Source organism: Pseudomonas sp. NGC7 (assembly GCF_047159675.1).
Classification (GTDB): domain Bacteria; phylum Pseudomonadota; class Gammaproteobacteria; order Pseudomonadales; family Pseudomonadaceae; genus Aquipseudomonas; species Aquipseudomonas kermanshahensis.
In genome coordinates, this window is sequence record NZ_BAAFZY010000001.1 from 923703 (window position 1) to 948702 (window position 25000).

At 64.0% G+C, this 25000-nt stretch carries 19 protein-coding genes and 3 pseudogenes; 12 read left to right on the forward strand and 10 right to left on the reverse strand.

From position 1 onward, the window contains the following. Nucleotides 1–220: 220 nt before the first annotated feature. Nucleotides 221–907: pseudogene (locus ACMCNM_RS04270) on the forward strand (PAS domain-containing protein); the annotation flags it as partial. A gap of 114 nt (nucleotides 908–1021) precedes the next feature. After that, nucleotides 1022–1447 (forward strand): annotated as a pseudogene (locus tag ACMCNM_RS04275) (methyl-accepting chemotaxis protein); the annotation flags it as partial. A 113-nt stretch (nucleotides 1448–1560) separates the two neighbouring features. Here ACMCNM_RS04275 and cysZ read toward each other — a convergent pair. Continuing rightward, entirely contained in the window at nucleotides 1561–2289 is a 729-nt protein-coding gene (gene cysZ, locus ACMCNM_RS04280; protein WP_027594431.1) for a sulfate transporter CysZ, read from the reverse strand. A 329-nt stretch (nucleotides 2290–2618) separates the two neighbouring features. Here cysZ and trxB point away from each other — a divergent pair, with 329 nt between their 5' ends. Next, the gene (gene trxB, locus ACMCNM_RS04285) at nucleotides 2619–3581 is read left to right on the forward strand and encodes a thioredoxin-disulfide reductase (protein ID WP_027594430.1); all 963 of its coding nucleotides are present in this window, start codon (nucleotides 2619–2621) and stop codon (nucleotides 3579–3581) included. 74 nt (nucleotides 3582–3655) lie between these two features. On the opposite strand, the gene nadC is transcribed toward trxB, so the two are convergent. Further along, the gene (gene nadC / locus ACMCNM_RS04290; protein WP_186681758.1) at nucleotides 3656–4504 is read right to left on the reverse strand and encodes a carboxylating nicotinate-nucleotide diphosphorylase; all 849 of its coding nucleotides are present in this window, start codon (nucleotides 4502–4504) and stop codon (nucleotides 3656–3658) included. A gap of 241 nt (nucleotides 4505–4745) precedes the next feature. On the opposite strand from nadC, the gene ACMCNM_RS04295 reads away from it, so the two are divergent. The 5 genes and pseudogenes from ACMCNM_RS04295 (at nucleotide 4746) to ACMCNM_RS04315 (ending at nucleotide 10631) form a co-directional block, all read left to right on the forward strand. Further along, nucleotides 4746–6920, forward strand: coding sequence for a DUF1631 domain-containing protein (locus tag ACMCNM_RS04295; protein WP_412763989.1), 2175 nt, complete (start codon nucleotides 4746–4748; stop codon nucleotides 6918–6920). A gap of 88 nt (nucleotides 6921–7008) precedes the next feature. After that, complete coding sequence (gene ampD / locus ACMCNM_RS04300; protein ID WP_186681763.1) at nucleotides 7009–7575, forward strand: 1,6-anhydro-N-acetylmuramyl-L-alanine amidase AmpD; 567 nt, start codon at nucleotides 7009–7011, stop codon at nucleotides 7573–7575. Further along, nucleotides 7572–8402, forward strand: coding sequence for a regulatory signaling modulator protein AmpE (ampE, locus tag ACMCNM_RS04305; RefSeq protein ID WP_412763990.1), 831 nt, complete (start codon nucleotides 7572–7574; stop codon nucleotides 8400–8402). Before ampD ends, ampE begins: the two co-directional genes overlap by 4 nt. A gap of 1167 nt (nucleotides 8403–9569) precedes the next feature. Further along, a pseudogene (locus ACMCNM_RS04310) lies at nucleotides 9570–9773 on the forward strand (HAMP domain-containing protein); the annotation flags it as partial. Between the two features lie 153 nt (nucleotides 9774–9926). After that, nucleotides 9927–10631, forward strand: a complete 705-nt coding sequence (locus ACMCNM_RS04315) for a methyl-accepting chemotaxis protein (protein WP_412765901.1) — start codon at nucleotides 9927–9929, stop codon at nucleotides 10629–10631. Between the two features lie 124 nt (nucleotides 10632–10755). Here ACMCNM_RS04315 and ACMCNM_RS04320 read toward each other — a convergent pair whose 3' ends face one another. Both ACMCNM_RS04320 and cra read right to left on the reverse strand, forming a co-directional pair. Beyond that, a complete protein-coding gene (locus ACMCNM_RS04320) occupies nucleotides 10756–11532 on the reverse strand; it encodes a TatD family hydrolase (protein ID WP_186681767.1) in 777 nt (258 codons plus the stop codon). Between the two features lie 2 nt (nucleotides 11533–11534). After that, nucleotides 11535–12530 (reverse strand): catabolite repressor/activator, encoded by a 996-nt coding sequence (cra, locus tag ACMCNM_RS04325; protein WP_412763991.1) that lies wholly within the window; start codon nucleotides 12528–12530, stop codon nucleotides 11535–11537. Between the two features lie 277 nt (nucleotides 12531–12807). Between cra and ptsP the strand changes: the two genes are divergently transcribed. From ptsP to ACMCNM_RS04340, 3 genes are read left to right on the forward strand one after another with little or no spacing between them, the layout of a single operon-like run. Continuing rightward, nucleotides 12808–15660 carry a phosphoenolpyruvate--protein phosphotransferase gene (gene ptsP, locus ACMCNM_RS04330; protein ID WP_412763992.1) on the forward strand — a complete coding sequence of 951 codons (2853 nt, stop codon included), beginning with the start codon at nucleotides 12808–12810 and terminating at the stop codon, nucleotides 15658–15660. Further along, a complete protein-coding gene (gene pfkB / locus ACMCNM_RS04335; RefSeq protein ID WP_339550195.1) occupies nucleotides 15660–16607 on the forward strand; it encodes a 1-phosphofructokinase in 948 nt (315 codons plus the stop codon). The genes ptsP and pfkB overlap by 1 nt, the downstream gene beginning before the upstream one ends. Beyond that, the gene (locus ACMCNM_RS04340) at nucleotides 16604–18343 is read left to right on the forward strand and encodes a PTS fructose-like transporter subunit IIB (RefSeq protein WP_027594420.1); all 1740 of its coding nucleotides are present in this window, start codon (nucleotides 16604–16606) and stop codon (nucleotides 18341–18343) included. Before pfkB ends, ACMCNM_RS04340 begins: the two co-directional genes overlap by 4 nt. A 131-nt stretch (nucleotides 18344–18474) precedes the next feature. On the opposite strand, the gene ACMCNM_RS04345 is transcribed toward ACMCNM_RS04340, so the two are convergent. Continuing rightward, nucleotides 18475–18696 (reverse strand): DUF3820 family protein, encoded by a 222-nt coding sequence (locus tag ACMCNM_RS04345; protein ID WP_027595485.1) that lies wholly within the window; start codon nucleotides 18694–18696, stop codon nucleotides 18475–18477. 200 nt (nucleotides 18697–18896) lie between these two features. Between ACMCNM_RS04345 and ACMCNM_RS04350 the strand changes: the two genes are divergently transcribed. Further along, the gene (locus ACMCNM_RS04350) at nucleotides 18897–19373 is read left to right on the forward strand and encodes a ferritin-like domain-containing protein (protein WP_027595486.1); all 477 of its coding nucleotides are present in this window, start codon (nucleotides 18897–18899) and stop codon (nucleotides 19371–19373) included. On the opposite strand, the gene ACMCNM_RS04355 is transcribed toward ACMCNM_RS04350, so the two are convergent. From ACMCNM_RS04355 to ACMCNM_RS04375, 5 genes are all read right to left on the reverse strand, one after another. Continuing rightward, nucleotides 19370–20866 (reverse strand): sensor domain-containing diguanylate cyclase, encoded by a 1497-nt coding sequence (locus ACMCNM_RS04355; RefSeq protein ID WP_027595487.1) that lies wholly within the window; start codon nucleotides 20864–20866, stop codon nucleotides 19370–19372. The genes ACMCNM_RS04350 and ACMCNM_RS04355 overlap by 4 nt on opposite strands. A 175-nt stretch (nucleotides 20867–21041) precedes the next feature. Beyond that, a complete protein-coding gene (locus ACMCNM_RS04360; protein WP_186681779.1) occupies nucleotides 21042–22376 on the reverse strand; it encodes an OprD family outer membrane porin in 1335 nt (444 codons plus the stop codon). Between the two features lie 204 nt (nucleotides 22377–22580). Continuing rightward, a complete protein-coding gene (locus ACMCNM_RS04365; protein WP_085274088.1) occupies nucleotides 22581–22805 on the reverse strand; it encodes a hypothetical protein in 225 nt (74 codons plus the stop codon). 130 nt (nucleotides 22806–22935) lie between these two features. Then, on the reverse strand, nucleotides 22936–24348 hold the full coding sequence (locus ACMCNM_RS04370; RefSeq protein WP_186681781.1) for a heavy metal sensor histidine kinase: 1413 nt from the start codon (nucleotides 24346–24348) through the stop codon (nucleotides 22936–22938). Then, nucleotides 24323–24997, reverse strand: a complete 675-nt coding sequence (locus tag ACMCNM_RS04375) for a heavy metal response regulator transcription factor (protein WP_027595491.1) — start codon at nucleotides 24995–24997, stop codon at nucleotides 24323–24325. Before ACMCNM_RS04375 ends, ACMCNM_RS04370 begins: the two co-directional genes overlap by 26 nt. Nucleotides 24998–25000: the final 3 nt, after the last annotated feature.

Here is a 25000-nt window from a genome sequence, read left to right on the forward strand (position 1 = left end):
ACGTACAAATGACGCCTGATTGCCGGCTGTTTCAATTGTGTGAATATTTGCGTGGGCGGCGCTCAAGAACCTAGCAGTGGCAGCCGATGAAGATGCATTCGATTACGTGCTGCGCTCCAGGAGAGCGGTAATGTTCAACAACAAGCTCAAGCAAGAAATCCAGCAATTGCGCGAAGACCTGCTGTCGGTCGAACAGGTCAAGTGCAGCCTCGACAGCGAGATGCTGGTGCTCCAACTCGACCCCCAGGGACGGATCGAGATGGTCAACGGCAACTTCGAGAGCGAGATGCTCTACCGTGCCGACCAATTGCTTGGACGCAAACTCGAGGACATTGTCCCGGCCCACGTGAAGTCGCTCGACTTCTACCAACGCATGAAAAGCGCGATCAGCCGGGGCGAGCACCTCAACGGGGCATTCCGCCTGCTGCGCGGCAATGGCCAGGAAGCCTGGTTGCGCTCGATTCTGCAGCCGGTCAAGAACAGCGAAGGGCGCATCAAGTATTTCACCCTGCACTCGAGCGACCTCACCCGCACCATCGAGACCTCCCGTGAGCACGAAAGCCTGATCAAGGCCCTGATGCGCTCTACCGCAGTCATCGAATTTGGCCTTGATGGCACCATCCTGACCGCCAACGAACGGTTTCTGACGTCGGTCGGTTATCGCCTAGAACAGATCCGCGGCAAGCATCACCGTATTTTCTGCGAACCCGAAGAGGCCAATTCGTCGGGTTATCAGGCGTTCTGGGACAAGCTGCGCCGTGGCGAATACGTGGCTGAGCGCTTCAAGCGTATCGATGCCCATGGCCGGGTAATCTGGCTGGAAGCGTCCTACAACCCGATCTTCGACGCCCATGATGTGCTGTACAAAGTGGTCAAGTTCGCCACCGTGATCACCGACCAGGTCAACCAGGAGCAGGCGGTTGCCGAGGCGGCGGACATCGCCTTCAACACCTCGCTGAGCACTGACGCCAGTGCGCGCAAGGCCACCGACGTAGTCACGCAGACGGTAAACGTCATGCGTGGCCTGGAGTCGTCGATGCAAGAGGCCGCCGAGGGCATTCAGGCGTTGGACACCCAGTCGCGGGTGATCGGCTCGATCATCAAGACCATCAGTGACATTGCCGGGCAGACCAACTTGCTGGCGCTCAACGCTGCCATCGAGGCGGCCCGGGCGGGCGAGCAGGGGCGTGGTTTTGCCGTGGTCGCCGACGAAGTGCGCCAGCTGGCCTCGCGTACCAGCACGGCCACCGAGGAGATTGCTCGGGTGGTGCAGCAGAACGAGCAATTGGCCCAGGCTGCGGTGGCGATCATCGACACCAGCAAGCGTCAGGCTGAGCAGGGGCTGTCGTTGGCCGATGAAACCGGCAACGTGATCGTCGAAATCCAGGAGGGGGCGAAGCGAGTGGTGGATGTAGTGGGGCAGTTTTCCAGCCGGCTCGGTCAATGACGGTGGGAGCAGCCTTGTGCTGCGAAGCGGCCAGTACTAGCCACAGATAGGTATTGTTCAGTACTGGCCTCTTCGCAGCGCAAGGCTGCTCCTACACAGGGCTGCGCTTGGATTTAGTCGCGTTCACGCACCCAGAACAACGTAGCCCCCGCCACCGCGGCCGGCATCATCAGTACGTTCACCACCGGCACCATCAGCGCCAGGTAGGTGATGCCGCCAAAGCCCAGCGATTGCCAGCGCTTCTGGCGCAACCAGGCGAGCATGTCCTGCCAGCTCATCTTGTTGTTGTCCGCCGGGTAGTCGATGTACTGGATAGCCATCATCCACACACCAAAGATCAGCCATAGCGGCGCGGCGACCACGTTGACCACCGGGATCAGCGACAGGATGAACAGGCCGATGGCCCGTGGCAGGAAGTAGCCCAGCTTGCGCATCTCGCGGCCAAAGGTACGCGGCACCATGGCCACCAGCTCGGCCCAGCTGAAGGCAGGGAAGTTGTCTTGGCCGCGCACCACCACTTCGACCTTCTCGGCCAGAAAACCGTTGAACGGCGCCGCAATGACGTTGGCCACCAGGGTGAAGGTGAAGAACACCATCAGCACCACCAAGGCGACGAACAGTGGCCACAGAATGTAGGTGAGGAAGCTCAACCAGCTGGGCAGGGTTGGCATCAGGGCGTCGACCCAGACACTGAACTGATGGCCGGCAAAGTAGATCAGGCCACCAAACAGCAGCAGGTTGACCGCCAGGGGCAACAGCACGAACAACCGCAGGTTCGGGCTCAGCACCAGTTTCAGGCCTTCGCGCAGGTACTGGGGGCCAGAGAGGACAGGGGCTTGCATCGAGACACTCCGAACAGAAGGAAAACGCGCTGACCTTACCGAGTTTGTCGCGCCGACGAAAGGCGGGCGATGTAGGCGAAACCGGCTGTAACAAAAGCGTCAGGGCGATTTTCGTGAATGAAATTGCTAGATAGACGATGCCTATGAGGTGGATTGTCGAAGGATATTTCCTTAATCTTTGCGACCTCGCTACAGTGCGCTCAACTTTTAGGTTTTGGATCGACGCGTTGTAGCCTTCCCCAAGGTTGCGTGGGTCCTTTTTAAATTCCAGCTGGCACCGCCGGCACACCGATGCTGGCCCCGTGCGGCCGGCTCGACAGGAGTTCGACATGTCTGAAGTACGTCATTCGCGCGTCATCATCCTCGGTTCCGGCCCTGCCGGTTACAGCGCCGCAGTCTATGCCGCCCGTGCCAACCTCAAGCCGCTGCTGATCACTGGCATGCAGGCCGGTGGCCAGCTGACCACCACCACCGAAGTCGACAACTGGCCGGGCGACCCCCATGGCCTGACCGGCCCAGCCCTGATGCAGCGCATGCAAGAGCACGCCGAGCGCTTCGAGACCGAGATCGTCTTCGACCACATCAACGCTGTCGACCTGGCCAACAAGCCGTTCACCCTGCAGGGTGACAGTGGCACCTACACCTGCGACGCACTGATCGTTGCCACCGGCGCCAGCGCTCGTTACTTGGGCCTGCCGTCGGAAGAAACCTTCATGGGCAAGGGCGTTTCGGCCTGCGCTACCTGTGACGGCTTCTTCTACCGCAACAAGCCGGTAGCGGTCGTCGGCGGCGGCAACACTGCCGTTGAAGAGGCCCTGTACCTGGCCAACATCGCCAGCAAAGTGACCCTGGTTCACCGCCGCGAGACCTTCCGCGCCGAGAAGATCCTGGTCGACAAGCTGAACGCCCGTGTGGCCGAAGGCAAGATCGAGCTCAAGCTCAATGCCACCCTGGACGAAGTGCTGGGTGACAACATGGGCGTGACCGGTGCGCGCCTGAAGAATAACGATGGCAGCAGCGAAGAAATCAAGGTCGACGGCGTGTTCATCGCCATTGGCCACACCCCGAACACCTCGCTGTTCGAAGGCCAGTTGACCCTCAAGGACGGCTACCTGGTGGTCAACGGCGGCCGCGAAGGCAACGCCACTGCCACCAACGTCGAAGGTGTGTTCGCTGCGGGCGACGTGGCCGACCACGTTTACCGTCAGGCCATTACCTCGGCCGGTGCAGGCTGCATGGCCGCATTGGACGTCGAGCGCTACCTGGACGGCCTGGCCAACGCCGCGTTCTGATCCACGCCCCAAAAAAAACCGGCCATTTGGCCGGTTTTTTTATGCCTGAGATCTGCTGCGCCTGTGCGGGCCTCTCAGAGGCTCAAACGCATCGACAGGTCTACGGCCTTCACATCCTTGGTCATCGCACCAATGGAGATGTAGTCGACGCCGGTCTCGGCAATCACCCGCAAGGTGCTCTCGTTAACGCCGCCGCTGGCCTCGAGTTTGGCCTTGCCCGCAGTGATGTGTACCGCTTCGCGCATTTCATCCAGGGTCAGCTCGTCGAGCATGACGATATCCGCACCCGCACTCAGGGCCTGGCGCAGTTCATCCAGGCTTTCCACCTCGATTTCCACCGGCTTGCCAGGGGCGATGCGGTGCGCTGCCGCCACTGCCTCGGCCACGCCACCGCTGGCGGCGATGTGGTTTTCCTTGATCAGGAAGGCATCGTAAAGGCCGATGCGGTGGTTGTCGCAACCGCCACAGGTGACCGCGTATTTCTGTGCCAGGCGCAGGCCGGGAAGGGTCTTGCGGGTGTCTAGCAGGCGTACGTGGGTACCTGCGACCAAGTCGGCCAGAAAGCGTGCGCGCGTGGCGACGCCCGACAGCATCTGCAGGAAGTTGAGCGCGCTGCGCTCACCGCTGAGCAGCGAGCGTGCCGGGCCTTCCAGGTGGAACAGCGGCTGGTTGGCCAGCGCGCGGTCGCCATCGGCCACTTGCCAGTGCACCGCCACCCGCGGGTCGAGCTGGCGGAACACGGCGTCGACCCAGGCGGTGCCAGCGATCACGCAGTCCTCGCGGGTAATGATGGTCGCCTTGGCCAGGCGTTCGGCCGGGATCAACTGCGCGGTGATATCGCCACTGCCGATGTCCTCCAACAGTGCACGGCGCACGTTGGCTTCGATTTCAGCGGTCAGGTCGGCGAGGCGTAGGTTCGGCATGGTCGGCTCCACAAGCTAGATGCCCGCGATTATAGGGCAGGGGAGCGGTGTGTACAGGGCCATGGCCGGTGACCTTTGGTCGGCCCGTCTGAGCATCTGGCCGAATACAGGGTCATTTCCCAGCAAGCGAAACGGCGCTGGCAGCTGTCCGTTTTTTTGCCGATAATAGTGACCAGTATTTGGCGTCATAGCTTTGACGATTCGTTGCCCGTGGGGCAAGCAAGCCTGCAAGGAGTTAGGGATGCATAAAGAAGGCAAGGTGGTGCCCCTGGCGGCAGCCATCGACCGAGGGGCGCGCACGCCTCTGCCTTGCCTTCCGGTATTGCTCCTGCAAGTGCGCGACAAGGCCGCGCTGCAATTGCGCCAAGGCCTGCAGGCCTTGTTCGACAACACCGACGTCACCCTCTTCGAGATGGCCGACAAGGCCGCTGAGCGCTGCGACCAGAACCTGTATTTCGAAGCGATGCGCGACGTGCGCCTGAAGCGCAAGAGCATCGAGCGCGGTTTTCTCGACACCTTCCATCACACCTTCGCCAGCCTCGGCCGGGCAGACCCTCTGGGCGGCCTGGGTGAAGCGCAGGGTTCAGGCAACAAGGCGCAGCGCGAGCGTGCATCCGCCATCGACGGCATGGTCGCGCGGGTGCTCTCGCGAGACGGCCTTGCCCTGCAGCAACTGGGTTTGCGCTTGCAGGCATTGCTCGATCGCCCGGTGGGCGAGCAGCAAAACCCCGTGGGCCCCGCTGCGCTGTGCGGCTATTTCCTCGAAGCGGGCCGCAACCTAGGGGTCGGGCTGCGGGTCAAGCTGATCCTCTTGAAGCTGTTTGAACGCTACGTGTTGCGTGATGTGGAGGTGCTCTACGCAGAGGCTAACCAGTTGCTGGCCGCGGCCGGTGTGCTGCCCGAGCTGCAGCCTGCGCCACGTCGGCGCGCCGAGGATCGGTGCCTGAGCGCCGGGCGCCTGCCGTCCAGCCTGGAGGCGCAAGGGGCGCTGGGGGCGGACAGTGCCGGGCAAGCGTATTTTGCTTCACTGCAAACGCTTCTGGCCCCCGCGCGTGGGCAAATCGCGCCGCGTTTGCAGCGGGTGGCTGCTGCCCAGCCGATCAGCACCGCCGACCTGCTGCGCCTGCTTTCGCACCTGCAGCACTATGTGCCCGCCACGCAGGCGGCGGATGACTTCGCGCTAGGCCAGCAGCTGGAACAACTGTTGTTGCGCGTCAGTGTGCGCAGTGGCACGCGTCGGCGCATCGCCACGGCCGATGAAGACATGATCAACCTGATCGGCCTGCTGTTCGATTTCATCCACAACGACGACAACTTACCCGCCAGCCTACGGGCATTGATCGCGCGTTTGCACATCCCGCTGCTCAAGGTCGCGCTGCTCGACAAGGGGCTGTTCAGCCGCGCCAGCCACCCGGCTCGGCGCTTGCTCAACGAGATCGCGGGTGCCGCGATCGGTTGGCAGAGCAGCGCCGAAGGCCTGCGCGACAGTTTGCATGTACGGGTGGAACGTATCGTTCAGCGTCTGCTCAACGACTTCACCGATGACGCCTGCCTGTTCGCTGAACTGCTCGACGAGTTTCTCGCCTTCAGCCAGGACGAGCGGCGCCGCAACGAGTTACTCGAACAGCGTACCCGCGACGCCGAAGAGGGCCGGGCGCGTACCCTGCAGGCCCGCCAGCAGGTGCAGCAGGTGCTCAACCAGCGTCTGCGCGGGCGGGTGCTGCCGCACGTGGTGGTGCAAATGCTGGTGCAGGGCTGGAGCCAGGTGCTGCTGCTGGCGTGGCTCAAGCAGGGCGAAGGGTCCGAGGCATGGCGCAACGGCCTGGCCACCCTGGACACGCTGCTCGCCAGTATCGCCCCGCACCACGACCCGCAGGCCTGTCAGCAACTGCTGCAACAGGTGCCCGGCCTGCTCAAGGCCTTGCGCGAAGGCCTGGCAGGCGTGGCGTTGGACTCCACCGCCACCCGTGACTTCTTCCAGCAGCTTGAGCAATTGCACCTGCGCGCTTGCTCGGCGTCCGAAGGGCACAGGGCCGATGGCCCGCCCGTGCTGGACGAGGTGCTGGTGGACGAGGACATTGTGCTGGCCCTTGCCGAAGAGCCCGCCTGCGCCCCCCTGCACCTTGTCGACGGCAATGCCTCGGCATTGCGCCAGGTGCAGCGCCTGCGTATCGGCAGCTGGGTCGAGGTGTTCGATGAAGAGGACCCATTGCGCTGCAAGCTGGTGGCGCGTATCGACAGCAACGATCGGCTGGTGTTCGCCAATCGCACGGGCATGAAAGTGCGTGAGTGGAACACCGGCAGCCTCGCCCAGGCGCTGCACCGGGGAGAGGTGCGGGTGCTCGATGACGGCGCGCTGTTCGAGCGGGCGCTGGAGTCGGTGCTCGAAGGGCTGCGGCAACAGCAGGTCCATTGAGTCATCATTACAATGATTCACATGCAAACGGCCGCGGCCGCAGGGCATACTGCTGCTCTGTACCCGGCGTTTTTTCAGGATCTGCCCCATGCAATTGGACCGTGCCACCGGCTGGTTCCACGGAATCACCCACTGCCCGTCGCCCAACTTCAACGCGCGCCCCGAGGGCGAGTCGATCTCCCTGCTGGTGATTCACAACATCAGCTTGCCGCCGGCGTGTTTCGGCACCGGCAAGGTTCAGGCATTCTTCCAGAACCGCCTGGACGCCCATGAACATCCCTATTTCCAGAGCATCTGCCATCTGACGGTCTCGGCGCACCTGTTCGTCGAGCGCGATGGCGCCGTGACCCAGTTCGTGTCGTTGCTCGACCGCGCCTGGCATGCCGGTGTCTCGTGCTTCGACGGGCGCGAGGGCTGCAACGACTTCTCCATCGGCATCGAACTCGAAGGCACTGACGACCTGCCATACACCGATGCCCAGTACGCCACGCTGGCGCAGCTGACTCGGCAGATCCGCGACGCCTGGCCGGTCATCAGCCTTGAGCGCATTCAGGGCCACAGCGACATAGCCCCGGTGCGCAAGACCGACCCAGGCCCGGCTTTCGACTGGGGCCGCTATCGCCAAACCGTGAAGGATAACGAGGACAACTCATGAGTTTTCTGGTTTTGCTGCTGGCGCTGTGGGTCGAGAAATTTTCGGCACTGCGCCATCGAATACAGCGCGATGGTTTTTTCGTCGGTGAACTGGTGCGCCTGGAGCGCAGCGGCAAGGTGCAGCCGTGGTGGACGTTGGCCATTCTGGTGCTGGCGCCGGTAGCGGTGCTGGCCCTGCTGCTGCATGTGCTGGAGCCCGTCGCCTATGGCCTGCTGGCATTGCCGGTGCACCTGCTGGTGTTGATCTACAGCCTGGGCCGCGGCGATGCGAAAGCGGCGCTGGGGCCGTTTCGCGATGCCTGGCGGCGGGGTGACGATCAGGCCGCCCTGCACGTGGCCGAGCGCGACCTGGGCCTGGTGGCCGAGGAGCCTCACAGCCTGCTGGTGCGCGTGCAGGGTTACCTGCTGTGGCAGGCCTACCAGAGCTTCTTCGCCGTGATCTTCTGGTATTTCGTGCTCGGCCCAGGCGCCGCCTTGGCCTATCGCCTGCTGGCGCTGTGCGGCGAGCACAGCAAGCAGCCCGCGCTCAAGGCGCGTGCCGAGCAACTGCGGCACATCATGGACTGGCTGCCGGTGCGGGTGATGGCCTTGAGCTTCGCGCTGGTCGGCAACTTCGTCGCGGTGACCCGCGTGATGCTGCACGAGCTCCTTAACTGGCACATCAGCGCCGGCCACCTGGTGGCCAGGGTTGGGCGCATTGCCGACGATATCCCCGAGGGAGAAGACAGCCAGCGTGGCCTAAGCCAGCTGGACAGCCTTTGGGAATTGCTGCTGCGCTGCGCGGTGCTGTGGTACGCCGCGTTTGCGTTGTGGACGGTGCTGGTCTGACCTCACCGCCGTACACGCGCCCTGTAGGAGCAGCCTTGTGCTGCGAAGAGGCCAGTAGCACCACCCCTGAATCTTCGGGATGCTACTGGCCTCTTCGCAGCACAAGGCTGCTCCTACGGGGGCTTAACCATAAGTTACAAACCTCCGATTCGATCTGCGGTATACACGTGGCACTGTGCTACCCCGTAGAACAATAAGAATCCAAGGAGGTGCCTTGTGAAGCGTCTGCTTTATCCGGCCATCGCACTGATGAACCGGCTGAGCTTCGGTCAGAAGTTCAGCCTTGTCAGCGTCCTGTTTTTCCTGCCCATGCTGGTCATCAGCGGCTACCTGGTACGCGATGCGTACCAGCAGTTTCAGGCCACCCGCGCCGAGCTGCAGGGCATCGCCCCCCTGCGCGAAAGCCTGGCCCTGCGCGCAGGCTTCGAAAGCTTGGGCAGCCTCCTGCAGATCAATGCCGTGATCGGCCAGTCGGGCCAGGCCGGTGATGTCGAATCGCGTATTGCTGCGTTGCAGGGCAACGTGCAGGAGCATCTCCAGGCACTGCATAGCGACGACCCGCAGCTGGAAGCCAAGCGCGAGGACTTGGCCGATGCCTTTGCCCGCGCCCGCGAAGAGTCCTCGCTGCAGAACAAAACGGCGTTGTTCGACGCCTTGCTCGCCCAGGCCCAGCTGCTGACCCGCCTGGTGGCCAGCCAATCTGGCCTGAGCCAGGACAGCCAAACCTCCGTGCGGCAACTGAACGACCTGCTTGGTGTGGCGACGGCGCAGGTGACCCAGGCCCTGGCGGACGGGCAGGCGATGGGGGCCATTGCCCTGGGGCGTGGCTTCATGGATTCGTCCGGCAGCGCGCGCTTCGAAGACTTGCTGCAGCGCCTCGAGCGCCTGGCCACCGACTACGCACTGCGTTTGGAGGACGCCCTGGGCAGTGACCCCGCGGCCAAAGCGGCCCTGGCCAGCAGCGCCCAGGCCAGCCAGGCGACGGTCAGGCAGGCCGCTGCATTATTCGAAGCGCAGGTGGTGGTGGCCGAGACCTTGGACGCGCCCTGGCCTGCGTTCTATCAGCAAACCCATGAGCTGATGGGGCACACCTACCGCCTCAACGAGGCCATTCTCATGCACCTGCAGGGGCAACTACAAAACCGGCTGGGCGAGCAACAGTGGCGCATGATCGGCCTGGTGGCGGTGCTGGCTGGTGTGTTCGCGCTAATTGTGTACCTGTACAGCGGGTTCTACGTCTCGACCCGGACGACCCTGCGCCAGCTCGGCAAGGCGATGGGCAAGGTCGCCGACGGCGACATGACGGTCAGCTTCCAGGCCCGCAGCCGCGACGAGTTGGGCGAGCTGGGGCAAGGTTTCAGCGACACCGTGCAGCGTATCCGTGGCCTGATCGACCAGGTTGGCCGCACCGTGGTGGCCGTCGAAGAACAGGCCAGCCAAGTGTTGGCGGTGTCAGTGCGGAGCAACCAGGCGGTCAGCGGCCAGCGTGAGCAAATCGAGCAAGTGGCCACGGCCATGAACCAGATGAGCGCCACTGCCCAAGAGGTCGCACGCAGTGCGGCGCTGGCTGCCGATGGCGCGCAACAGGTCAACCAGGAAAGCGCCAGTGGCCGTGACCTGGTGCAACGCCAGCAAGGCAGCATCGACCGGCTGGCTGCCGAGATCGACCAGAGCGTGGGGGCCATCAATCAGCTAGCCAGTGACAGCCAGGCAATCGGGCGGGTGCTTGAAGTGATCCGCAGCATTGCCGAGCAGACCAACCTGCTGGCACTCAACGCCGCGATCGAGGCAGCGCGCGCCGGGGAGCAAGGCCGAGGCTTCGCGGTGGTTGCCGATGAGGTGCGCACCTTGGCCAGGCGCACCCAGGACTCGACTGCAGAGATCGCACAGATGATCCAGCGCTTGCAGGAGGGGGTCGCAGCGGCGGTCAGTGCCATGGGCAGCAGCCACCAGATGGCCGCTGGCACCGTCGATGAAACGCGACAGGTGCAGCAGGCGTTGGGCAATATTTTGGGTGCGGTGGGCAGTATCGTCGAGCAGAACCAGCAGATTGCCGCTGCTGTGGAGCAGCAGACCGCCGTGGCGCATGACATCGACCAGAACATCGTGGCGATCAACAGCGCCGCGCAGGACACCACCGAAGGAGCCTGCCAGACCGAGGAGGCTAGCCGGGCATTGTCTGCTCAGGTGGTGGAGTTGAAACGGTTGATCGGGGCGTTCAGGTTTTAATGAAGCTACCTCTGGAGCAGCCTTGTGCTGCGAAGAGGCCGGTTTGGCTGTAGAGAGGCTGTGGCGGTAATGGCCTCTTCGCAGCGCAAGGCTGCTCCTACAGCGCTAGCGCCGGGGCAGTCAGCTACCAGCCAAATAACTCACAGGCATTCTTGCTGCTGGCGTCAGCCAACACGTCCACCTCTATGCCGATCACCTCAGCCAGCGCTGCGGCAATCTCCGGCAGGTGTTCCGGGCTATTACGCTGCCCGGGGTACATCACCGGGGCCATGTCTGGCGCGTCGGTCTCCAGCACTACGCTTTCCAGCGGCAGCCGGGCAAGGGTCTTGCGCAAGCGCACTGCCTGCGGCCAGGTAGCCGCCCCGCCAAGCCCCAGGCGGAAACCAAGCTTGATGTACTCGCGCGCCTCTTCATAGCTGCCTGCAAAGGCATGGATGACCCCAGCCCGGGCCGGCTTGTAGCGCTTGAGCGTGGCGATCACCTGGGCATGGCTACGGCGCACATGCAGCAAGGCCGGCAGCTCGAAATCGCAGGCCATCTGCAGTTGTGCTTCAAACAGCGCTTGCTGGCGATCCTTGTCCAATGCTTCCAGGTAGTAATCCAACCCGAACTCACCCACGGCGCACAGGCGCGGGTCGCCGCGCAGGCGCTCCAGCCAGTCGCGCAGCTGGGCAAGGTGCTCTGGGCGATGCTGGCCCAGGTAAACCGGATGCAAACCCAGGGCAGCAGCCACACGCGTGTCGGCGCAGGCCAGGTCCCACACCCGTTGGAAATTCGCCTGATACACCCCCAGCACCACCATGCGTTCCACCCCGCGCGCCGCCGCATTGGCCAGCAGGCGCGAGCGGTCGGCGTCGAAGTCGGGGAAGTCCAGGTGGGTGTGGGTGTCGATCAGGCGCATGTTCAGGCCGCTGGGATACGTTGCTTGAAGGTTCGGCCGATGGCGTGCACGCCGGGCTCGTAACGCTCTTCCTCGATGGCTGCCAGGGCCAGCTCTAGCGCAGTGGCAGCGATCAGCCCGTGCTGTTGGGCCATGGCGTTGACCGGAAGCGGCAGGAAGTCGAGCAACTGGTTGTCACCGAAGGTGCCCAACTGCAGCTGGCGCGAGTCGGCGGGTCGCGCCTGCAAGGTGTCGAACACGCCCTGCAGCAGCACGTAGGAGGTGGTTACCAGGGCATCCGGCAGGCCACCCTGTTCGTCGATCAGTTGCTGCATCAGGCGCTGACCGCATTCACGACTGAACGCCTCACCCTGATAACGGCGCACCTCACCTGCATAGCCTTGCAGGGCTTCGTCGAAGCCGCCGGCACGGGCCTGACTGACCGAAAGCTCCGGGCGGGCGCCAATCAGGGCGATGCTGCGCGGGGCTGCGCTGAGCAGGCTGGCGGCCAGCTGACGGCTGGCGTCGCGATCATCGCTGATCACCGAGCAGAAGTGTGCGGGGTCCAGGCGACGGTCGATGGCGATCACCGGCAGGCCTTTGTCTTGCAGCTCACGGTAACTGTCGTCTTCCACAGGCAAGCAGCTGGCGACGAACAGGGCATCGCAACGACGGGCGCGGAACAGTTGCTGCAGCTGGCGCTCGCTGTTCGGCTGGTCATCGCTGCTGGCAATCAGCAACTGATAGCCACGGGCGCGGGCGCCTTGCTCGAGCTGCTTGGCGATGCGGGCGTAGCTGGGGTTCTCCAGATCCGGGAGAATGAAGCCCAATGTGCGGGTATGCCGGCTGCGCAGGCCGGCGGCTTGCGGGTTGGGCGTGAAGCCATGGGCCTCGACCACTGCGCGCACGCGCTCGACAGTGCTGCTGCTGATGCGCTGCTGTTCGGCCTTGCCATTGATGACGTAGCTGGCAGTGGTCACGGACACACCGGCCAGACGGGCGATATCGCTGAGTTTCACCGAATTTTCCTTGTTATTACCGGGGCTGGCTGCGAGGCCAGACCGGATAGTTTGACCCGGAGCTGCGCTCGCGCGCAGACGACCATTGTCGCAATTGTCCGACAGGATGGGGCTTTTTCCTCGGGAGATTATCGAGTAACGTGGCCGCCTGGTCAGATTAATCGTTTCAGCTGCCAAATTTTCTGCCTCGGCTGCCATCTGCGCAAGGCTGTTCAACTGGCCATTTTCGACAACAATACCTCAGTACCCCACCTGGGCACTGCAAAAGGAGAAGGGCATGCTCGAGCTCGCCACAGGGCAAATAGCCATGGGCCAGAAGGCCGCGGACAAGGCCGAGGCCTTGCGCCTGCTGGCAGATCAGCTGGTGGCCGACGGCCTGGTCGCCGAGGGCTACCTTGCGGGCCTGCAGGCCCGCGAGGCGCAAGGCTCGACCTTCCTCGGGCAGGGCATTGCCATCCCGCATGGCACGCCGCAGACCCGCGACCTGGTCCACACCACCGGTGTGCGCTTGCTGCAGTTCCCCGAAGGCGTGGACTGGGGCGATGGCCAAAGGGTCTACCTGGCCATCGGCATCGCCGCCCGTTCCGATGAGCACCTGCGCCTGCTGCAATTGCTGACCCGTGCCCTGGGCGAGACCGACCTGGCCGAGGCGCTGCGCCGGGCCAGCTCTGCCGAGGCCTTGCTCAAACTGCTGCAAGGCGCGCCACAGGCGTTGGCGTTGGATGCGCAACTGGTTGGCTTGAACCTGCCGGCCGAAGATTTTGACGAGCTGGCCTGGCGCGGTGCGCGCCTGCTGCAGCGCGCCGGTTGCGTCGACAGTGGCTTTGCCGCCGTGCTGCAGCAGGCCGAGCCTTTGCCACTGGGCGATGGCCTGTGGTGGCTGCACAGTGAGCGCCAGGTGCGCCAGCCGGGCCTGGCATTCATCACCCCGCAACAACCGCTGCGCTATCGCGATCAGCCGCTCAACGGCCTGTTCTGTCTGGCCAGCCTCGGCGCCGCTCATCAGGCTTTGCTCGAGCGCTTGTGCGAAGTGCTGATCGAAGGGCGCGGGCAGATGCTCTACCAGGCCACCAGCAGCCGTGCGGTGCTGCAGGTGCTGGGCGGTGAGGCGCCGGCGGATTGGCCCAGCGCGCGCATCCTGTTGGCCAACCCCCATGGTTTGCATGCCCGCCCGGCCAAGGTGCTGGCGCAACTGGCCAAAGGCTTCGAGGGCGAAATCCGTGTGCGGCTGACCGACAGCGCGCAGCCAGCGGTGTCGGTCAAGAGCCTTAGCAAGCTGCTGAGCCTCGGCGCCCGCCGTGGCCAGGAGCTGGAACTGATTGCCGAACCGGCCATCGCCGCCGATGCCTTGCCAGCGCTGCTGGCGGCCATCGAAGCGGGCTTGGGCGAGGACGTCGAGCCGCTGCCACAAAGCCCCGCACCGCTAGCCAGCCTGCCGCTCGAAGTGCTTCAGGCACCCGCCGCAGGCAGCCGGATCCAGGGTGTAGGCGCGGCGCCTGGGATTGCCAGTGGCCCGGCGCACGTCTGCGTCGAGCGCGACATTGATTACCCCCTGCGCGGCGAATCCCTCGCCCAGGAACGGGCCAAGCTGCGCGAGGCCTTGGCAACGGTGAACAGCGAGCTGCACAACTTGGTGCAGCGCAGCGACAAGGCCATCGGCGAGATCTTCGTCACCCACCAAGAAATGCTCGCCGACCCGGCGTTGGCCGACGATGTCGAGCAGCGCCTGGCCCAGGGCGAAAGCGCCCCGGCGGCGTGGATGGCGGTGATCGAGGCGGCTGCCCGGCAGCAAGAGTCGCTGCACGATGCTTTGCTCGCCGAACGGGCCGCTGACCTGCGCGACATCGGCCGACGCGTGCTGGCCCAGTTGTGCGGTGTGCAGGCGCAGGTCGAGCCGGAACAGCCCTATGTGCTGGTGATGACCGAGGTTGGCCCTTCCGATGTGGCCAGGCTGGACCCGAGCCGGGTCGCCGGTATCGTTACCGCCCAAGGCGGCGCGACGGCCCACAGCGCCATTGTCGCGCGTGCCCTGGGCATTCCGGCAGTGGTCGGCGCCGGTGCGTCGATTCTGCTGCTCGAGGCCGGCACGCCATTGCTGCTCGATGGGCAACGCGGTGTGGTCAGTGTTGCGCCAGCGGCCGCCGAGCTGCAGCGTGCCCTGGCCGAGCGCGACCAGCGCGAACAGCGCTTGCAGGCAGCCTGGGCCCATCGCCATGAACCGGCAGTCACCCGCGATGGCCATGCGGTCGAGGTTTTCGCCAACATCGGTGAGAGCAGCGGTATCGACAAGGTGGTGGAGCAGGGCGCGGAAGGTGTCGGGCTGCTGCGCACCGAACTGATCTTCATGGCCCACCCCCAGGCACCCGACGTCGCCACCCAAGAGGCCGAGTACCGCCGCGTGCTCGATGGCCTGGGTGGGCGGCCCCTGGTGGTGCGCACCCTGGATGTCGGCGGCGACAAGCCGCTGCCGTACTGGCCGATCGCTGCCGAAGACAACCCCTTCCTCGGTGTGCGCGGTGTGCGTTTGACGTTGCAGCGCCCGCAGGTCATGGAAGACCAGTTGCGCGCCTTGCTGCGCGCCGCTGACCAGCGCCCGCTGCGGATCATGTTCCCGATGGTCGGCCAGGTGCACGAATGGCGTGAAGCGCGGGCCATGGTCGAGCGCCTGCGTTTGGAAATCCCCGTGGCCGACCTGCAACTGGGGATCATGGTCGAGGTGCCCTCGGCAGCCCTGCTGGCGCCGCAGTTGGCCCGCGAAGTGGACTTCTTCAGCATCGGCACCAACGACCTGACCCAATACACCCTGGCCATCGACCGTGGCCACCCGAGCCTGTCGGCCCAGGCCGACGGCCTGCACCCGGCCGTATTGAGCCTGATCGACATGACCGTGCGCGCTGCCCATGCCGAAGGCAAGTGGGTGGGCGTGTGCGGTGAGCTGGCCGCCGACCCGCAGGCGGTGGCCGTGCTGCTTGGCCTGGATGTTGACGAGTTGAGCGTCGCCGCCCGCAGCATTGCCGAAGTCAAAGCCCTGGTGCGCCAGGCCGATCACCAAACGGCCCGCGCCCTGGCGCGCGAAGCCTTGCAACAAGACAGCGCCGCGGCGGTTCGCGCGCTGGTGGAGCGTTACTGATGGCCAAGATCCTCACCCTTACCCTGAACCCGGCGCTGGACATCACCATCAGCCTCGATACCTTGCGCCCGGGGCACGTCAACCGTAGCCAGGCCCAGCACAGCGATGCGGCGGGCAAAGGGCTGAACGTTGCCCAGGTCTTGGCCGACCTTGGCCACAGCGTCACCGTGGGCGGCTTTCTTGGGCAGGACAACCTGCAGCCGTTCGAGGCCTTGATCGCCTGGCGTGGTTTTGCCGACTGTTTTGTCCGCGTGCCAGGCGAAACGCGCAGCAACATCAAGCTGGTCGAAGCTGACGGCCGCGTGACCGATATCAACGGCCAGGGACCAGAAGTCGATGAAGCCGCCCGTACCGCGTTGCTGCGGCAGCTGGAACAGATCGCCCCAGGGCATGACGCGGTAGTGGTGGCCGGCAGCCTGCCACGGGGTATCAGCCCCGAATGGTTCCGCCAGTTGCTTGAGCAACTCAAAGCTCAGGGCCTCAAGGTCGCCCTCGACAGCAGCGGCGAAGCCTTGCGCGTCGGCCTGCAAAGCGCGCCTTGGCTGGTCAAGCCCAACACTGAGGAATTGGGCGAGGTGCTGGGCCTGGCCGTACAAACCCCAGCACAGCAACGCGCGGCTGCCGAGCGGCTGCTGGCCAGCGGCATCGAGCATGTGGTGGTGTCGGCCGGCGAGCACGGCGTCAGCTGGTTCGCCTGCGACCTCGCCCTGCATGCCCAGCCGCCCACGGTGCGGGTGGCCAGCACCGTGGGCGCGGGGGATTCGCTGGTGGCTGGCATGGTCGATGGCCTGTTGCGTGGCGAGGCGCCCGCGCAGACCTTGAGCCGTGCTACCGCCATTGCCGCCCAGGCCGTGACCCAGGTCGGCTTTGGCATACGTGACCGCGAGCAACTGGCACGCCTTGAAGCCGGCGTGCAACTGACAGAACAACAAGAGGGTTGCCGATGAACATTGCCATTGTCACCGCCTGCCCCAACGGCCAGGTGTCCAGTGTGCTGAGCGCGCGCTTGCTGGCGGCAGCCGCGCAGCGCCGTGGCTGGAGCACCCGTGTCGAGGTGCAGGACGCCGAGCACCCCGAGCGGCAACTGACGGCGGCCCAGCTTGCCGAGGCCGATTGGGTACTGGTAGTAAGCACCGGGCCAATCGACCTGGCCCGCTTCGTCGGCAAGCGCGTGTACCAGAGCACGCCGTCCCAGGCCCTGGCCGACCGTGAGGGGTTCCTCGACGAGGCGGCGGCCAACGCCCAGCTGTTGGCGGATACGCCCGACAGCCCGGCAGCGTTGAGTGGCGCTGGCGTGCGGATTGTCGCGGTCACGGCGTGCCCGACCGGCGTCGCGCACACGTTCATGGCCGCCGAAGCCTTGCAGCAGGCCGCGCAGCAGCAGGGCTATCAACTCACCGTGGAGACCCAGGGCTCGGTGGGGGCACGCAACCCGCTGTCTGCCCAAGCCATCGCCGAAGCCGACGTGGTGCTGCTGGCCGCCGACATCGAAGTGCCCACCGCACGGTTTGCCGGCAAGCGCATTTACCGCTGCGGCACCGGCATCGCCCTCAAGCAGGCACGCGCCACCCTGGACAAGGCCCTGGCTGAAGGCAAGGTCGAGAACGCTGCAGATGCCGCGGCGGCCTCCGCTTCCGGCAAGGGTGAAAAGACCGGCGTGTACAAGCACCTGCTCACCGGGGTGTCGTTCATGTTGCCGATGGTGGTGGCGGGTGGCCTGCTGATCGCCTTGTCGTTCGTGTTCGGCATCGAGGCCTACAAGGAGCCGGGCACCTTGCCGGCAGCGTTGATGCAGATCGGCGGCGAGGCGGCGTTCAAACTGATGGTGCCGCTGTTGGCCGGCTACATCGCCTGGTCGATCGCCGACCGCCCGGGCCTGGCGCCCGGCATGATCGGAGGGTTGCTGGCCAGCACCCTGGGCGCGGGCTTCATCGGCGGCATCATCGCCGGTTTTCTCGCCGGCTACAGCGCCAAGGCCATTGCCCGCTGGGCACGCTTGCCGAGCAGCCTGGAGGCGCTCAAGCCGATCTTGATCATTCCGCTGTTGGCCAGCTTGTTCACGGGCCTGGTGATGATCTACGTGGTTGGCCAGCCGGTGGCAGCCATGCTCGAAGGGCTGACACAGTTCCTAGACAGCATGGGCACCACCAATGCCATCCTGCTGGGGTTGGTACTCGGCGGCATGATGTGTGTCGACCTGGGCGGCCCGATCAACAAGGCCGCCTACGCCTTCTCGGTGGGCCTGCTGGCCTCTTCGAGCTATGCCCCCATGGCGGCGACCATGGCCGCCGGCATGGTGCCGCCCATCGGCCTGGGCATTGCCAGCTTCCTCGCCCGGCGCAAGTTCGCCCAGAGTGAACGCGAGGCGGGCAAGGCCGCGTTGGCACTGGGGCTGTGCTTTATCTCTGAAGGTGCCATCCCGTTTGCTGCCAAGGACCCGCTACGGGTGATCCCGGCGAGTGTCGCCGGGGGTGCCTTGACCGGTGCACTGTCGATGTACTTCGGCTGCAAGCTGATGGCGCCGCACGGTGGCCTGTTCGTGCTGCTGATCCCCAATGCCATCAACCATGCGTTGCTGTACCTGCTGGCGATCGTCGCCGGCAGCTTGCTGACGGCCGTGGTGTATGCGGTGATCAAGAAGAGCGAGCAAGTGGAACTGGCTGTCGCGCCGGTGAAAGGCTAGCCCCACCCCGTCACGAACTGTGTAGGAGCAGCCTTGTGCTGCGAAGAGGCCAATTTGGCTGTAGAGAGGCTGGAGCGGTAATGGCCTCTTCGCAGCACGAGGCTGCTCCTACAGCACCCAATGAGGCGCTGTTAGCGCCGATGCTTTTGCCGCAACGGCTCTAGCAAGTCCATCAGCCCGTTGTGATCGACTTCATGCATCAACGCCAATAACCCGCCCAGTTCTCCGGCAGGGAAGCCTTTGCGCGCGAACCAGGCCAGGTAGTCGCCCGGCAGGTCGGCGATAATCCGGCCTTGGTATTTGCCAAAGGGCATGGTCCGGGTGACCAGCAGTTCGAGGGTTTCCGGTTTCATCGACGCACCTGGCAGTTCAAAAGCGCCGACCATACTGCAATCTGCACGAAGGCCCAAGCGGCAATCATGCAGAACGCCGCTTCGAATACATTCTTCTAATTGATTAACTTATTGATTTATAACGATTTATTTTTATGTCTAAGGTTGGCACGAACGCTGCTCCATTACAGATGACTATCACCTGCCAAGGAGTTCGTGAAATGAGCAACCCCAACAAAGACGTAATTGATGTGCTCAACGACCTGATCGAATACAGCAAGGATGGCGAAAAAGGCTTCAAGTCGTCGGCTGATGACGTCAAGAACCCAGAGCTGAAAGCCTTCTTCGTGCAGCGCGCCGGTGAGTGCGCCAATGCCGCCGGTGAACTGCAAAGCGAAGTGCGCCGCTTGGGTGGCGATCCTGAGACGTCCACCAGCATCAGCGGCGACCTGCACCGTGGTTGGGTCAACCTCAAGGCGATGGTCACCGGCAAGGATGAAGAGGCCGTGCTGAACGAAGTCGAGCGGGGCGAGGACCATGCCCTGAAAGCCTACAAGGAAGCCCGCGAGAAACTGGTCAAACTGGGCCGTACCGCCAGCGATCAGAGCTACACCCTGGTGGAAAAACAACTGCAAGGCGTGCAACGTAACCACGACCAGGTGAAAGCGCTGCGTAACGCCGCCCGCGCCCGCTCCTAGTCGCCAGGCCCTTCTACCCGGTTACGGCCATTGGCCTTGGCCCGGTAGAGCGCCTCATCCGCAGCCCCCAGCACGCTCGCCAGATCGTGCTGGGGGTTTGCTTCGTAGAGGCCGATGCCGATGCTGACCGTGACGGCACGGGTGTCATTGGCAAAGGGCGCCAGGGCCGCGACGCTGGCCCGAATGCGCTCGGCCAGCAGGGTGGCGCCGGCCAGATCGGTTTCTGGCAATATCACCTGAAATTCCTCCCCGCCATAGCGTGCCGCCAGGTCCGCCGGGCGCCTGATGCACCCCTCGATGCACTTCGCCACTTCGCGTAAGGCATGGTCACCACCCGCGTGGCCGTGGCGCTGGTTGAATGCCTTGAAATGGTCCACATCCACCATCAGCACGGCCAACGGTTTGTGGTTGCGCTGCGCGCGTGCCCACTCCTGGCGCAGCACCTGGTCCAGCCGGCGGCGGTTGGCCAGGCCGGTCAGGCTGTCGGTGGCGGCCAGGGTGGCCAGGCCTTGTTCGGCCTCGTGCCGGCGGCGCAGCTCGCGGCCCAGCAGCAAGGTTAGCCAGAGGATGCCGATGCACAGCACGCCGGTGGCCACGCTGACCAGAATCGCGGTGCGCCGCCACGACTGGAACACCTCGTCGGCCGAGTGCGCCACCAACACGATCAGCGGCAGGTCGGCGACCCGGGCGAAGGTGTACATGCGTGAGGTGCCGTGGGTGGCAGAAAGGGCTGTGAAGCTGCCACTGCGCTCGCCAAGGATGCGCTTGAAGTTGGGCCGCTCGGCGTAATTGGTGCCGATCAGCGGGTCTTGCGGGCGGGTCGGCTGGCGGGCCAGCAACTGCCCGTCGGTATTGAACAGGTTGATGCTGCTGTCATCTCCGATGTCCAGGCGCTTGAACAGTTCGCTGAAGTACGAGAGGCGCAGGGCACCCGCTGCCAGGCCGGCGAATTCGCCGTCTGGGCCGGGGATGCGCCGGCTGAAACTGATGCACCAGTCCAGGTCGCCCAGCTTGGCCTTGAACGGCGGGCCGACCAGCAAGCCGAGGTTGGCGTTGTGTTGATGGGCCTTGAACACACCGGTGTCGGCGAAGTTGGCCTGGCGCGGTATGGCGCTGGTGGAATCGCCCACCACGTTACCTTGCTTGTCGAGCCAGAGTACGTCACCGCGTTTGCGGTCGACGAAGGCTTCATTGAACAACAGGCGCTGGCGCAACACGCCAGGCACTTCAGGCAGCTCCTTGCGCCCGACTGCCCAGATCAGCCCTTGCAACGACTGATCGTAGAGTTCGGCATTGCGCAGGATATCGCTTTCGATCAGCTGGACGATGTTGTTGGAAGAACGGATGGCCGACAGCTCGACGCTGTCGCGCTCACGGGCCAGCAGGTAGCTGACGATGGCCACGATGGCGAGCACGGCGAGGCAACTGCCCAGGTTGAGGATCAGCTCGGGGTGCGACCTGTAGAGTGCGAAACGCGGTGATCGGGTGAGCATGCTCGCTACTGCTGAGGCAGGGCCATTCGCGGCGGCGATATTCTAGGGAAGAGGGGATTGTCGGACAAGATTTGTCCGACGGAATCGCGTGGTGGTGCAGAGAACAGTGGTCGCAGGCCTGCCTTCAAGCCCGCTCCCACTGGGTCTGTGCTAAGTCAATGAAACTAGGAGCGGGTCAGAACACGTTCAGCGGATAATCAACGATCACGCGCAGTTCATCGTTGTCACTGCTGCTGTCGATCGACGCATAACCCTGGCTGCCACGGTGTGCGGCATAACGCACCAGCACCGAAAGGTCCTTGAAGTCGCCTTCCTGGAACACGTACTTCACATCCAGGTCACGCTCCCAGTGCATGGCGTTCTTGCCATCGGCGCGGTAGTAGTCGTAGTGCGTGTTGCCCTGGTCAGCCTTGGTCAGGTCTGCCTCGCCACGCGAATACGAAAGCGTCGTGCTCAAGCCGGGGACGCCCAGGCCGGCGAAGTCATAGCCGTACTGCAGCTTCCACGAACGCTCGTTGGGGGCGTTGAAGTCCGAGTACATGCGCGAGTTGTCCAGGTACACGCTGTCGCCCAGGTTGATGTAGTCGAACGGCGTATCGCCATTGACCCGCTGGTAGGCGGCCGTGACGCTGTGGAAGCCGGCGTTGACGGTGAAATGTACGCTGTAGGTGTTGTTGTCGATCTTGCCCAGCAGGGCCTGGCCGGTGTCCTGGGTGTGATAGAAGTGCACGCCCGGGTTGAGGCTGACCAGGTCGTTGACCACGTAGGTGTAGTCAAAATCAGCGTAGTACTGGTTCCAGATGTCCTTCAGCTCGGCGGCGTAAAGGTTGGCGGTGATGTTTTCCGTGCCGCTCCAGGACGCGCCCGCCCAGTTCAGGTGCTTGCTCTTGTCATGTTCGTCCAGCGAGCCGTAATAGGTGTCGATGCGGCGGTGGCCGCTCTGGTTGTACGGCTTGGTGAAGCTGACTTGGCCGCCTTCGAGCAGCAGGCCGTCGACGCTGGTGTTGGTCAGGCTTACACCGCGGAAGGTCTGCGGCAGCATGCGGGTTTCGCCGCCAGCGATCACTGGGTTGGTGAGGAACAGGTCACCGGCCTTGAGTTCAGTGTCAAACGCTTTGAGCTTGAGCGCTGCGCCTGCGGTAGAGAACGAATGCGGGGCCGCGCCCAGTTCGCCGTCGTCCTTCACATGCGTCGGCAGAATGCTGGTGCCGGCATGGCCGCCACCGCCATCGAGCTTGAGGCCCAGCATGGCATGGGCGTCCACGCCAACGCCGATCACGCCCGGGGTATAGCCGGACTCGAAGCGTGCAACCGCGCCCTGGCCCCACTCGCGGGTGTCGCGCACGCCGGCGTTGTGGTTGTCGCGGTTGAAATAGGCATTGCGAAAATGCAGGTTGAATGAAGAACCTTCGATGAAGCCATCAGCCTTGTCTTCATCTGCCTGGGCGGCGGTGGGCATCGTTGCAGTCAATGCAATGAACAGCGGGGTAAAACGAAACGCGGAAGGCACCGGTACTAGCTCCTTTGGTCTGACGGTGGGGCAGTTTTTATTTTTGAATGTGCAACTTTTTTATTAGGGACGTTACAGCGGGGCTGATAGTTAAAGCACATAAAAAAAGCCGCTGATTGGCAGCGGCTTTAAAAGGCTAACATATCGGCACCAGCGGTGCCCATGGCGTAGCCAAGGGAAATCGGGAGCAGGTACAACGGTCGATCAGCTATCGGCATTAACGTCGCTGGACACTTTGGAAGCTGTCTGGTTTGCGTCTTTTACGCCATCGGTCTGCTGTGCGGCTACGGCTTCGCGGGCTTCTTGATGGACCGCGGCGAGCTCGGCATTACGGGCGACGAAAGCGGGGGATTCTTCGGCCATGGCCAGGGGCGACAACAACAGGGAAGACAGGACGAAGACGCTGGCAATACCCATACTGTTGGACATTTGAAACTACCTTCTTGCGATGCAAGTGCTAATGAGGACAGGGCTAAAGTTAGTCCCTCAATGGCCTTGGAAACAGAGCGAAGTACGATAAGCACTGTTGCGCAAAAGGTAACGATCGTGCCGCGAACACTCAGGCTTTTGCTGGAAACCCGCGTCGTTGAGCGCTTGGCAGGCGAATGCCGAACGTGTTGGCGCCGGCCTCGCTGTACACAAAAACCTCGCCCCCATGCATCAGGGCGATCGCTTTGACGATCGCGAGCCCCAAACCGTGGTTGCCGCCACCACTGTTACTGCGCGCGGCATCCACCCGATAGAAGCGCTCGAACAGCAGCGGCAGGTGCGCGTCATCGATTGCAGGCCCCGGGTTACTCACGGAAATGGTGACCTGTTCCGGCCCGTTCTCGATTCGCACCTCGATCACTTGGTCGGGCGCGGTGTGCTGCACCGCGTTGTTCAGCAGGTTGATCAGTGCGCGGCGCAGTTGGGCTTTTTCGATGGGTGCCTGAGCATCACCACTGACCTCCACGCGGACCTGCGCGTCTTCGAGGATGTAGTCCAGGTAATCCAGCGTGGTCGCCACTTCCTCTGCCAGCGACGCCTGGGTCAGCGCGGTGGCCTTGCTGCCCTGGTCGGCGCTGGCCAGGAACAGCATGTCGTTGATGATGCTGCGCAGGCGCTCGAGTTCTTCAAGGTTGGATTGCAGCACTTCGAAGTAGTGCTCGGCACTGCGACCGCGGGTCAGGGCCACTTGGGTCTGGCCGATCAGGTTGGTCAGTGGCGAGCGCAGTTCGTGGGCCACGTCGGCGTTGAACGCCTCCAGCCGCGAGTAGGCTTGGCTGACCCGGTCAAGCGCGGCGTTGAAGGCCCCGGCGAATTGCGCCAGTTCAGGGGCCAGATCATTAGTTTGCAGGCGCCCGTCCAAGCGCGGTGGGGCCAGTGCCTGGGCTTCGTTGGACAACGCCAGCAACGGGCGCAGGCCGATGCGGGCCACCCAGTAACCGAGCACCGACGCCAGCAGCACACCGAGCACTGCCAGGCCGACGATGGCTACCAGCAGGCTGTGTTGCGCCTGCCAGAAGGTCTCGGTGTCGATGCCAATCAGAAAACGCAGCGGCGGGCGGTCGGCCAGGGCCGGCAACTCGCTGACCAGGACTTTGTAGGGGTAGGGCTGGTCTGGCAGGCGCAGGTCGCGCATGCCTGGCGGGCCTTCGGCAAACGCGCGCACTAGTTCGCTGGGGTGGCCATAGTCGTATGCCGGGTCGCTGCTGACCACCCAGAAGCGGATGCGCTTGTCCTCCTCGCTGAGCAGGTTGAGCTTGTTGCTGACCTTGGCCCAGTGCTCGGCGGTGCCGAAGCGGTTGAGGGTGGACTCGAGCACGCTGAACCGTGCATCTAGCTCGGCGGCCGGGAGCAGGTCGAGGCTGTGGTCGACCTGGCGATACAACGCCGACCCGATCAGCAAAAACACCCCCACCGCCACCAGGATGAACAGCGCCGACAGGCGCAGCGCGATGGAGTTAGCCCGCACGGTTTTCCAGGACATAGCCCATGCCTCGGATGGTGTGCAGCAACTTGTTGTCGAAAGGCCCATCGAGCTTGGCGCGCAGGCGCTTGATCGCCACCTCGACGACATTCGCATCACTGTCGAAGTTGATGTCCCAGACCAGCTCGGCGATGGCGGTCTTGGACAGGATTTCGCCTTGGCGGCGGGCCAGCACACTGAGCAGCGAGAATTCCTTGGCGGTCAGGTCTAGGCGCTGGCCGGCGCGGCTGGCCTTGCGCGCCATCAGGTCGATCCACAGGTCGGCGACCTGGATCTGCAGCGGTTCATGGCTGCTGCTGCGACGGGTCAGGGCCTGCAGGCGAGCGACCAGCTCAAGGAACGAAAAAGGCTTGCCCAGGTAGTCGTCGGCGCCTTCGCGCAGGCCATGGATGCGGTCTTCGACCCGCTCGCGGGCGGTCAGCATGATCACCGGCGTCTGCTTGCGCGCGCGCAAGGCGCGCAGCACGCCATAGCCGTCCAGGCCGGGCAGCATCACATCGAGCACGATCACGGCGTAGTCGCCTTCCAGGGCCAGGTGCAGGCCATCGATACCGTCACGCGCCAGGTCCACGGTAAAGCCTTGCTCGCTCAGCCCGCGGTGCAGGTAGTCGGCGGTTTTTTCTTCGTCTTCGATGATCAGCACACGCATGGT